Source organism: Intestinibacter sp., from assembly GCF_034113885.1.
Classification (GTDB): Bacteria; Bacillota; Clostridia; order Peptostreptococcales; family Peptostreptococcaceae; genus Intestinibacter.
Window position 1 is genome coordinate 1 of record NZ_JAXEWM010000212.1, and the last position, 11,347, is coordinate 11,347.

An 11,347-nucleotide genomic window follows, 5' to 3' on the forward strand; every position below is an offset into this window, starting at 1 on the left:
AATATTTTTTTATAGTTTTAAAAGTAGATTTATTATTAATACGCATATAACTGAGCTCCTTATTTTATTATTTTGTGTGGTTACTTATATAATAAAACAAAATGGATGCTCAGTTATTTTTATTTTAAAATTTTTTAAAAATTAATTACTTGTAAAGTGGTGAATATATTAAAAAAAATTAAAAATTAAAAGGATATTTAAAACTAATGGAGAATATAATATAAAACATAAAAAATTTATCATAATAGTGAAGTACATAAATATGAACCTATGAACTTTACGTAGTGAAGGGAGCTGTTCTTATGAAAATATTAATAACAGGAAAGAAAATAGAACTTACAGATGGTATCAAAGGAGCTGTAGAAGACAAATTAGGTAAATTAGACCGTTATCTTCACGAAGACACAGAAGTAAAGGTTACTGTAAGTGCTAGAAAAGCAAAACAAAAAATAGAAGTAACAATAATCCCTATAAATGGACCTATAATAAGAGCTGAAGATAGTGAAGAAAGCCTATATGCAGCAATTGACGTTGTTTATGATAAACTTAATAAACAATTAAGAAGATACAAAAACAAATTAAAAGGAAAATATCAAGCTAAAGGACAAGAAAGTATTAGATTCCAAAATATTGAAACTGATGCTAAAGAAGAACAAAGCGGTGAATTCGATATAGTTATTGAAAGACATAAAAAATTCGATATGAAACCAATGAGTCCAGAAGAAGCTGTATTACAAATGGAATTAATAGGACATGATTTCTATATGTTTAGAAATATAGACACAGACGAAATTTCAACTGTTTATAAACGTGAAAATGGCGGTTATGGATTAATTGAACATGAATAGTAGTCTTGCTATATAAATTATTAATTAAAGTTTGAGTATTACAAGCTATCGATAAGAAATTATCGATAGCTTTTTTAAGTTAAGGTTAAATTTATTTAAGTTAAGATTAAATTTAGTATATTAAAATAGCATAGATTTTATGTTAATGTTAAAATATAATACTGTAAATAAAAAGGAAAGGAGTATATGAAATGGTAGAAGCTTTATTGATTGTTATTATAATATTATTGGTTATAAATATTTATATAACAATTAAACCTAAAAGTGTCGATATGGATCCTATTCAAAGAAATATGGAGCAAAAGCTAATTTCAGTGGAAAAGGCACTTAGAGAAGAATTCACAATAAATAGAGAAGAATCTAGAAAAAACGAGCAATCGAATAGAACAGAAATAGGTAGCTCTATTGAAAAATTAAGTTCTTCTATATTATCCAATATGATTGATTTATCTAACCTACAAAAAAATCAATTTGATACTTATTCAAGAACTATGGAGAGAACATTAGATGCATTTAACTACAATTTGAGAGCTAGTATAGATGATTTAACTAAATTACAAAATGAAAAATTTACAGAGCTTACAAAAGCAACTGAGGATAATCTAGAAAAGATGAGAGTTACAGTAGATGAGAAACTACAAAGTACTCTAGAAAAAAGACTTGGAGAATCCTTTAAAATGGTAAGCGAGAGACTTGAAGAAGTACATAAAGGCCTTGGTGAAATGCAAAACCTAGCAGCTGGAGTAGGCGATTTGAAGAAAGTACTTTCAAATACTAAGACTAGAGGTGTGTTAGGAGAAGTACAGTTAGAGAGAATACTAGAACAATTTTTATCTCCAGAGCAGTACGAAAAGAACGTAATAACTAAGAAGGGCTCTAGAGAAACTGTAGAATTTGCTATAAAGCTTCCAGGCAAAGATTATGATAATGAAATGATATACCTACCACTAGATGCAAAATTCCCGTTAGAAGTGTATAATAAATTATTGGATGCGTATGATAGTCAGAATCAAGCAGCTATTGATGTAGCATCTAAGAATTTAGAGAAATTTATAAAAAAATCTGCTAAGGACATCAGAGATAAGTACATAGATCCACCTAATACTACTGATTTTGGATTGATGTTCTTACCTACAGAGGGAATTTACGCAGAGGTTCTTAAAAATCAAAGTTTAGTAGAGCTTGTGCAGAGAGATTATAAAGTAAATATAACTGGACCTACTACATTAGTTGCGCTTTTAAATAGCTTACAAATGGGATTTAGAAGCTTAGCTATAGAAAAGCATTCCAGTGAAGTTTGGAAGATACTAGGTGCGGTGAAAACTGAGTTTTCTAAATTTGAAACGGTGCTTAATTCAGCACAAAATAAATTAAATCAAGCTAGCTCAGAGATAGATAAGCTTGTAGGAACTAGAACTAGACAGATCAATAGAAAATTGAAAAGTGTAGATAAATTGAGCTTTGAAGACACAGGAATTTATCTACCACAGGATTATGATGAAAAAGAATAAAATGAATTAAAATAGTATTAAATTTAACAAATGAGTCAATATTTAATATTAAATATTAAAATTTTATGTTAAAATGTATAATAGTATAATTTATGCAATGAGGAGAGATGCGAAACTATGGGTTTTTTAGATAACTTATTCAACATGGCTGACAGAAAAGAATTAAAAGCATTTGGAAAAATAGCGGATAAAATAGATGCTATGGAACCTAAATTCGAAGCCATGACAAATAAAGAATTAAAAAGTATGACAAATACCTTTAAAGAAAGATTAGCTAAAGGTGAAACATTAGATGATATACTACCAGAAGCTTTTGCTACCGTTAGAGAAGCTTCTAAGAGAGTCTTAGGATTAAGACACTATAAAGTACAGCTTATAGGGGGTATGGTTTTACATCAAGGTAGAATCGCAGAAATGAAAACAGGTGAAGGTAAAACATTAGTTGCTACATTACCTGTATATCTTAATGCCCTTGAAGGTAAAGGTGTACATGTTGTTACAGTAAATGATTACTTAGCAAAACGTGATAAGGAAGACATGGGTAAAATTTACGAATTCTTAGGACTTACTGTAGGGGTTATAGTTCATGGACAAACTCCTGAAGTAAGAAGAAAACAATATGAATGTGATATCACATACGGAACTAACAACGAGTACGGATTTGACTACTTAAAGGACAACATGGTAATTCATAAGGAACAAAGAGTTCAAAGAGAATTAAACTATGCTATCGTCGATGAAGTCGACTCAATCTTAATAGACGAAGCTAGAACACCACTTATCATATCTGGTCCTGGGGATAAATCTACTCATTTATACACAGATGCAAATACATTTGTATTGACATTAAAGAGACCAAGTAAAACTCAGCAAGAAAAAACAGAAGAAGAAAAGGAACTTCCATCAGATGGAGATTACGAAATAGATGAAAAACAAAAGGCTGTTTCATTAAGTGAATCAGGTATCAAAAAGGCAGAAGTTTACTTCAATGTTGAAAATATAACAGATGTAGAGCATACTGAATTATTCCACCACATAAACCAAGCACTTAAAGCACACGCTATAATGAAAAAAGACGTAGACTACGTTGCTAAAGACGGTGAAATAATCATAGTTGACGAATTTACAGGTCGTCTAATGTTTGGTAGAAGATACTCAGAAGGTTTACACCAAGCTATAGAAGCTAAAGAAGGATTACATGTTCAAAGAGAATCAAAAACTCTTGCAACTATAACATTCCAAAACTTCTTTAGAATGTATGCTAAGCTTGCAGGTATGACAGGTACAGCTAAAACAGAAGAAGAAGAATTTAAATCAATTTACAAAATGGACGTTGTACAAGTACCTACAAATGAACCGGTAATAAGAGAGGATTTACCAGACGTTGTTTACAAAAACGAAAAAGGTAAATTCAACGCAGTAGCAGAAGATATAATTCAAAGACACGAAAAAAATCAACCAGTACTAGTTGGTACTGTATCAATAGAAAAATCAGAATTATTATCACAAATCCTTAAGAGAAAGGGTATAAAACACGAAGTTTTAAATGCTAAAAACCACGAAAAAGAAGCTGAAATAATCGCACAAGCAGGTAGACTTGGAGCAGTTACAATAGCAACAAACATGGCTGGTCGTGGTACCGACATTATGCTTGGTGGTAACCCATTATTCTTAACTAAAAAGGAATTAAGAAGACAAGGATTTACTGAAGAATCTATAAAGAGAGTTGATACTAGTATAGATGCTGAAGAATTAGCAGAAAATGAAGATTTAGCAAAAGCTAAAGAAACATTTGATAATTTATACGGCAAATTCAAAGAACAAGCTGCAAAAGAACAAGAAGAAGTAAAAGCAGCTGGTGGACTTGCTATAATTGGTACAGAAAGACATGAGTCTCGAAGAATAGACAATCAGTTAAGAGGTCGTTCTGGACGTCAAGGTGACCCAGGTGCATCAAGATTCTATATAGGACTTGACGATGACCTTATGAGATTATTCGGAAGCGAAAGAATAAAAGGTCTTGTAGACAAAATAGGTCTAGAAGATGATATGCCTATTGAACATAAGATGTTAACTAAATCTATTGAAGGAGCACAAAAGAAAGTCGAAGGTAGAAACTTCGGTATAAGAAAACACGTACTTCAATACGACGACGTTATGAATAAACAAAGACAAGTTATATACGCTGAAAGAAGTAAGGTTCTTGAAGGCGAAGATATGCATGAATATATCCAATCTATGGTAAAAGACAGAATATCTTTAGCTGTAGAAGCATACACAGAAGACAAGAAAATTGATTATGCTGGATTAAAACACTACCTATATGGAGCATTTATGCCAGCAGAAAGCTTAGAAGTAGAAGGATTAGATGCTTTAGCTGGACAAGAATTAATAGACAAAATATACGAAATAGCTCAAGCAATCTACCAAGAAAAAGAAGATATCATAACACCAGAAAGAATGAGAGAAATAGAAAGAATCATACTTTTACAATGTGTTGATAATCACTGGATAGATCATATAGATGCTATGGATCAATTACGTCAAGGTATAGGCCTTCGTGCTTTAGGTCAACAAGACCCAGTAATAGCATACAAGATGGAAGGTTTCAATATGTTCGATGAAATGATCGATCAAATAAGACACGATACAGTTAGATACTTATTCGGTATAACTATAGAACAACAACCAAAGGAAAGAAAACAAGTAGTAGATGTTGATAATATATCTTCATCAACTGATGAGAAAAAACCAGTTGTCAAAGAACAAAAGGTAGGAAGAAATGATCCTTGCCCATGTGGTAGTGGTAAAAAATATAAAAACTGCTGCGGTAGAAACTAGGAGGTTCTGATGTTAAGAGAACTAGATTACAGACAGTCAGTAGAGAAGATGTCTGCAGACTTACAAGAATTGGGTGTTTCTCTTTGACTTAGCTTCAAAGAATGACGAGATTCAAAAGTATGAGGAAGAAATAAACAAGCAGGAATTTTGGGACGATAATGAAAGAGCCCAAAAGATACTTCAAAAAAACAACGATCTAAAGGCTATCGTTGAAGAATACGAAGGCTTGCAAGAGGACTTGGAGGAAATTGAGGTTCTAATAGAATTAGGACTAGAAGAAAACGACGAGTCTATAGAAAAGGACATAGAGAAATCTATAAAAAATCTAGAAAACAAAATAGATAAAGTAAAAATAAAGACATTATTAAGTGGACAATACGATAATAGTAACGCAATATTAGCTATAAATGCAGGTACAGGAGGATTAGATGCACAGGATTGTGCACAAATCCTTCTTAGAATGTACCTTAGATGGGCTGATGACAGAGGGTTTAAGGTTCATACTTTAGATATGATACAAGACCCAGCAGCAGGTATAAAAAGTGTTACATTATTGATAGAAGGACTAAATGCATATGGATACCTAAAAAGCGAAAAGGGAGTCCATAGAATAGTTAGAATATCACCTTTTGATGCATCAGGCAAAAGACATACTTCATTTGTATCAGTAGATGTTACGCCAGAGCTAGATGATAGTATAGAAGTCGACATAAATCCAAATGATTTAAAAATAGACACCTATAGATCATCAGGAGCTGGAGGACAACACGTAAATAAAACTGACTCAGCAGTTAGAATAACTCATATTCCGACTGGAATAGTAGTCCAATGCCAAAATGAAAGATCGCAATTTCAGAACAAAGATACAGCGATGAAAATTCTAAAAGGAAAGCTTGTTCATTTAAAGGAATTAGAAAATAAAGAGAGAATAGAAGATATACAAGGTAAGTATTCACAGATAACTTGGGGAAGTCAAATAAGATCTTACGTATTCCAGCCTTATAAGCTGGTTAAGGATCACAGAACTAATGCCGAGATAGGAAATGTGGATAGTGTATTAGATGGAAATATAGATTTATTTATAAACGAATACTTGAAGATGAATAAAATCAAAAGTAAATAAAAATAAAATAAGGGGGCTAGGCATATAGTTGCTAGCTCCTTATTTTTTAAAGGAGTTGTGTGCGTTTTGGATATATATAATATTTTAGAAAAAGAATTTAATGTAAAAAGAGAGTATATAGACAATACTGTAAAATTAATTGATGAAGGAAATACTATACCTTTTATTGCTAGATATAGAAAAGAAATGACTGGCGAGATGAGCGACGTCGTTTTAAGACAGCTATACGATAGATTAGTTTATTTGAGAAATCTAGAAGCTAGAAAAGAAGACGTAACTAGAATAATAGATGAACAAGGAAAATTGACTGAAGATTTGAAAAAGAAAATAGAAAAAGCAAAAACTCTTCAAGAAGTAGAGGATATATATGCTCCTTACAAACAAAAGAAAAGAACTAGAGCGACTATAGCTAAAGAAAAGGGATTAGAGCCTCTAGCTAATTCTATCTTAGAAAAAAATATCTCAGATATAAATGCTGAAGCATCTAAATATATAGACTCTGAAAAAGGTGTAGAAGCAGTAGAAGACGCTATAAAAGGAGCCTTAGACATAATTGCCGAAGTAGTTTCTGATGATGCAGATATAAGAAAATACATAAGAAAACTATCTATAGACCACGGTGTAATTTCTACTCAAAATGCAACTGACGAAAAATCAGTATACGACATGTACTACGATTACAGCGAGCCAGTTAAAACAATGGCCTCACATAGAGTATTGGCGATAAACAGAGGTGAAAAGGAAAACTTCCTAAAGGTTAAATTAGAAATAGACAACGATAAAGTATTAGATTATATACAAAACAAATACATAAACAAAAATAATTTAGAAAATGCATTAGAAATAAGTACAGCCATAGATGATTCATATAAGAGACTTATATTCCCATCAATAGAAAGGGAGATAAGGGCGTATTTAACTGAAAATGCCCAAGAAAGAGCGATAAGTGTATTTGGAGAAAATATAAAAAATCTATTACTACAACCACCTCTAAAGGGAAAAGTAGTGATGGGATTTGACCCAGGATACAGAAATGGATGTAAGATAGCTGTTGTGGACAGAAATGGAAAATTCCTAGACCAAGCAATAGTATATCCGCATGAACCACAAGCAAAAATGGAATCAGCCAAAAAGAAAGTTACAGAGCTTGTGAAAAAATACAGCATAGACGTAATAGCAATCGGAAATGGTACTGCATCTAGAGAATCAGAAAAGATGATAGCTGACTTAATCAAAGAGCAAAATCTTCCGACTCAATATGTAATAGTAAGTGAAGCTGGAGCCTCTATATACTCAGCATCAGAGCTAGCAGCAGAAGAGCATCCAGATATCAACGTATCTATAAGGGGTGCGATTTCAATAGGTAGAAGACTTCAAGACCCACTTGCAGAGCTTGTAAAAATCGAGCCTCAAAATATAGGTGTAGGTCAATACCAACACGATTTAAATAAAAAGAGACTTACAGAGGTTTTAGATGGAGTTGTAGAGGATTCAGTTAACAGCGTCGGAGTTGATTTAAATACAGCTTCATACTCATTACTTGAACATGTTTCAGGTATAAGTAAATCAGTTGCAAAAAACATAGTTACATATAGAGAAGAAAACGGCGATTTTACATCAAGAGCTCAGCTTAAAAAAGTAAAAAGATTAGGACCAAGTGCATTCGTCCAATGTGCAGGATTCATGAGAATCGCAGGAGGCAAAAATCCTCTAGACAACACAGGAGTCCATCCAGAAAGCTACGATGTATGCAAGCAAATGATAGAAATGCTAGGCTACACTATGAAGGATATCGAAAATAGAAATATATCTGACATAGATGCTAGAGTTAAAAAAATCGGCCTAAAACAAATAAGCAAAAAACTAGAAGTAGGAGAACCTACTCTAAAGGATATAATCCAAGAAATCAAAAAGCCAGGACGCGACCCTAGGGATGAAGGTATGAAACCTATTTTAAGAACAGACGTATTGAAAATCGAAGACATCAAGGAGGGCATGACTTTAAAAGGAACTGTAAGAAACGTAGTGGACTTCGGAGCCTTCGTAGACATCGGAATCAAAAACGATGGACTTGTTCACAAATCACAAATGAGCAACAAATTTGTAAAGGATCCTATGGAAATAGTTTCTGTTGGAGATATAGTAGATGTCAAGGTTATAGGTGTAGATTTAGATAAAGGTAGAGTTTCTCTATCTATGAAACTTTAATTATATACAGTAGATAAGGGGTAGGAAAAATGGAATTTAGAAAAACAGTAAAAGCAGACGTACCAAAAGTAATGGAAATAATAAACCAAGCTAAGGATTACCTTAAAGGAAAAGGAATCGATCAATGGCAAAAGGGATATCCAAACGAAGAGCTTATAAACGACGACATAGAAAAAGGCATAGGATATGTAATGGTTAAAGATGGGGAAGTAATAGCTACAACAGCTATATCTTTTGAAGAAGAAAGTGCCTACAACAAAATACAAGAAGGTAAATGGATAACTGAAGGAGAATACTCTTCAATCCACAGAATCGCAGTAGCTAATTCACAAAAAGGCTTAGGTGTAATGGGCGAAATGGTAAAATGTGTGCAAGAGATGAGCTTAGAAAAAGGAATGCACAGTATAAAAATCGATACACACGAAGAAAATCTTTCTATGCAAAAGGCAATGGAAAACAGTGGATTTAAATACTGCGGTGTAATCTATCTAGAAGGTGGACCAGAAGATGGAGACAAGAGAGTAGCATACGAAAAAGTATTCTAGAAATAAATTTGGAGGAACACGTGTTAGTTATAAAAAATGGAACAATAAATACAATCACTGAAGGAATAAAAAAATCAGATATATTAATCAAAAATAAAAAAATAATAGCAATAAAAGAAGATGTAGAGCCTTTAATTTCTGAGATTAAGGCCAATGAAATCACAGAGGATTTAGAAGTTATAGATGCAGAAGGTAAATTCATATTTCCGGGCTTTATAGATGCACATACACATCTAGGTCTTTGGGAGGACGGTATGGGATTTGAAGGTGCAGACGGAAACGAAGAAACAGACCCAATAACACCTCAGCTAAATGTAATAGATGGAATAAACCCAATGGATAGAACCTTCAAGGAGGCATACCAAGGAGGAGTAACCTCAGTATGTACAACTCCAGGAAGCGCCAATGTCATGGGAGGGCAAGCCATCGCCATAAAGACATTTGGAAAGAGAATAGATAAAATGGTAATTAAAAATCCAGTCGCATCAAAAATAGCATTTGGAGAAAATCCTAAATCCTGCTACGGCCATGAAGACAATACACCACAGACTAGAATGGCAATAGCGGCATTGCTTAGAGAAAATTTAAGAAAGGCTGAAGAATATCTAGATGATTTAGAGTCATCAGAGGAGGAAGATGGAGGAGATAAGCCAGAATACGATATAAAATTAGAGGCGCTTATACCTGTTCTAAAAAAAGAAATCCCTCTAAAAGCACACGCACACAGAGCTGATGATATGTTTACAGCCATAAGAATCGCACAAGAATTCGACTTAAAGCTTACATTAGACCATTGCACAGAAGGTCACTTGATAGTAGATGAATTATTAGAGGAAAATTACCCTCTAATAGTAGGACCATCTCTATCAGAAAGATCTAAGATAGAGCTTAGAAACTTAACCTTTGAGACAGCAGGAATTTTATCAAATGCAGGCAAGGATATCTGCCTTATGACAGACCACCCAGTAATACCGCTACAATATTTGCCTATATGTGCAGGATTGGCAGTTAAATACGGTATGAAACAAGAAAAAGCATTAGAAGCTATAACTATAAATCCAGCTAAAGTTCTAGGTATAGACGACAAAGTTGGATCTATAGAGGTTGGAAAGGATGCCGATATAGTTATTTGGGATGGAAACCCTCTTGAGATTCAAAGCAATGTTTTATATACAATAATCGATGGAAAAGTTGTCTATAAAAGATAAATATAAGTATAAAAAAATAATAAACAATATAAATTTATCAATATAGTTGACATATAGTTATGTATTAATTATCATTATAATTGTAATAGGAAAATAAAATAACTAGAAAATCTTCGGGGCAGGGTGAAATTCCCTACCGGCGGTAAAGCCCGCGAACTATTATTTTTATAATAGCTGATTTGGTGTAATTCCAAAGCCGACAGTAGAGTCTGGATGAGAGAAGAGAGTTATAAATTTTTTAAAATTTATTTATTATGATTGCTCATAAAACTCGAAGAAGAAGATTCTCTCGAGTTTTTTTATTTAGCCTATAATAATTTATTTTATTGGAGGTTATATTTATGCAACAAAGTGTTAATGTTAAACAAACAAAAGTATCTACAAGATTAATAGCTCAAATAGGGATTTTAGCGGCGATATCTTATTTATTGAGATTTTTCGAAATACCACTACCAATATTCCCACCATTTTTAAGAATCGATTTATCTGATGTAGTTGCAGTATTCGGTGGTATATCAATGGGACCTGTTGCAGGATTTGTAATAGTTGTAATCAAGAACTTATTACAAGCGATAACAGGAAGTACAACTGGTGGAGTTGGAGAAATAGCAAATGTATTAATAGCAGGACCATATGTACTTATGATATGCTTATTCTGTAGAAAAGTTAAAAGCTACAAAAACGTATTAATAGGCGCAGTATTAGGAACAATAGCAATGGCAATCGTTGGAGCTGTAGTAGATTACTTTATAGTATTCCCACTATATGCAAAGGTTATGGTTCCAATGGAAGTTATAATCCAAATGGGAACTGTATTAAATCCTAGAGTAACTGATTTATTCAGTTTTATGATTTGGCTTGTAGTACCATTTAACATAGTAAAAGGTGCAATCATGACAGTGGTAATTTTACCATTATATAAGAAGGTTGAAAAAATACTAACAGTTAAATAGATTATAAATGAAATAACACCTGTCTCGTAAATCTGGGACAGGTTTTTTATGATGGACTTTAGTCTGTTGAGTATGCGTGCATGCTCAACAATAAACCACCCGCTATGCGG

General features: G+C 32.8%; 8 protein-coding genes and 1 riboswitch. All 8 genes read left to right on the plus strand.

Going from position 1 to position 11,347, the window contains the following annotated elements; translation table 11 throughout:
• The first annotated feature begins 302 nt into the window (after positions 1-302).
• The 8 genes from hpf (at position 303) to SPD90_RS12995 (ending at position 11,237) form a co-directional block, all read left to right on the plus strand.
• Positions 303-848, plus strand: a complete 546-nt coding sequence (hpf, locus tag SPD90_RS12960) for a ribosome hibernation-promoting factor, HPF/YfiA family (RefSeq protein ID WP_320925503.1) — start codon at positions 303-305, stop codon at positions 846-848.
• A gap of 191 nt (positions 849-1,039) precedes the next feature.
• A complete protein-coding gene (locus tag SPD90_RS12965; protein WP_320925504.1) occupies positions 1,040-2,359 on the plus strand; it encodes a DNA recombination protein RmuC in 1,320 nt (439 codons plus the stop codon).
• Between the two features lie 117 nt (positions 2,360-2,476).
• On the plus strand, positions 2,477-5,200 hold the full coding sequence (gene secA / locus SPD90_RS12970) for a preprotein translocase subunit SecA (RefSeq protein WP_320925505.1): 2,724 nt from the start codon (positions 2,477-2,479) through the stop codon (positions 5,198-5,200).
• Positions 5,201-5,209: 9 nt separating this feature from the next.
• A protein-coding gene (prfB, locus tag SPD90_RS12975; RefSeq protein WP_320925506.1) for a peptide chain release factor 2 occupies positions 5,210-6,323 on the plus strand; the annotation gives its coding sequence in 2 pieces (ribosomal slippage) (positions 5,210-5,284 and positions 5,286-6,323; 1,113 coding nt in all).
• 66 nt (positions 6,324-6,389) lie between these two features.
• Positions 6,390-8,531: a Tex family protein gene (locus tag SPD90_RS12980; RefSeq protein WP_320925507.1), complete on the plus strand. Its 2,142-nt coding sequence runs from the start codon at positions 6,390-6,392 to the stop codon at positions 8,529-8,531.
• 29 nt (positions 8,532-8,560) lie between these two features.
• Positions 8,561-9,076: a GNAT family N-acetyltransferase gene (locus SPD90_RS12985; protein WP_320925508.1), complete on the plus strand. Its 516-nt coding sequence runs from the start codon at positions 8,561-8,563 to the stop codon at positions 9,074-9,076.
• Between the two features lie 20 nt (positions 9,077-9,096).
• Complete coding sequence (locus SPD90_RS12990) at positions 9,097-10,284, plus strand: amidohydrolase (protein ID WP_320925509.1); 1,188 nt, start codon at positions 9,097-9,099, stop codon at positions 10,282-10,284.
• Between the two features lie 105 nt (positions 10,285-10,389).
• Positions 10,390-10,513, plus strand: a riboswitch (FMN riboswitch).
• Between the two features lie 112 nt (positions 10,514-10,625).
• On the plus strand, positions 10,626-11,237 hold the full coding sequence (locus SPD90_RS12995) for an ECF transporter S component (RefSeq protein ID WP_320925510.1): 612 nt from the start codon (positions 10,626-10,628) through the stop codon (positions 11,235-11,237).
• Positions 11,238-11,347 lie beyond the last annotated feature (110 nt).

What these genes read in the sequence shown, in the direction of transcription:
- SPD90_RS12965 (WP_320925504.1), top strand. Translation starts at nt 1,040, where the DNA reads ATGGTAGAAGCTTTATTGATTGTTATTATAATATTATTGGTTATAAAT.
- SPD90_RS12985 (WP_320925508.1), top strand. Translation starts at nt 8,561, where the DNA reads ATGGAATTTAGAAAAACAGTAAAAGCAGACGTACCAAAAGTAATGGAA.
- hpf (WP_320925503.1), top strand. Translation starts at nt 303, where the DNA reads ATGAAAATATTAATAACAGGAAAGAAAATAGAACTTACAGATGGTATC.
- secA (WP_320925505.1), top strand. Translation starts at nt 2,477, where the DNA reads ATGGGTTTTTTAGATAACTTATTCAACATGGCTGACAGAAAAGAATTA.
- SPD90_RS12995 (WP_320925510.1), top strand. Translation starts at nt 10,626, where the DNA reads ATGCAACAAAGTGTTAATGTTAAACAAACAAAAGTATCTACAAGATTA.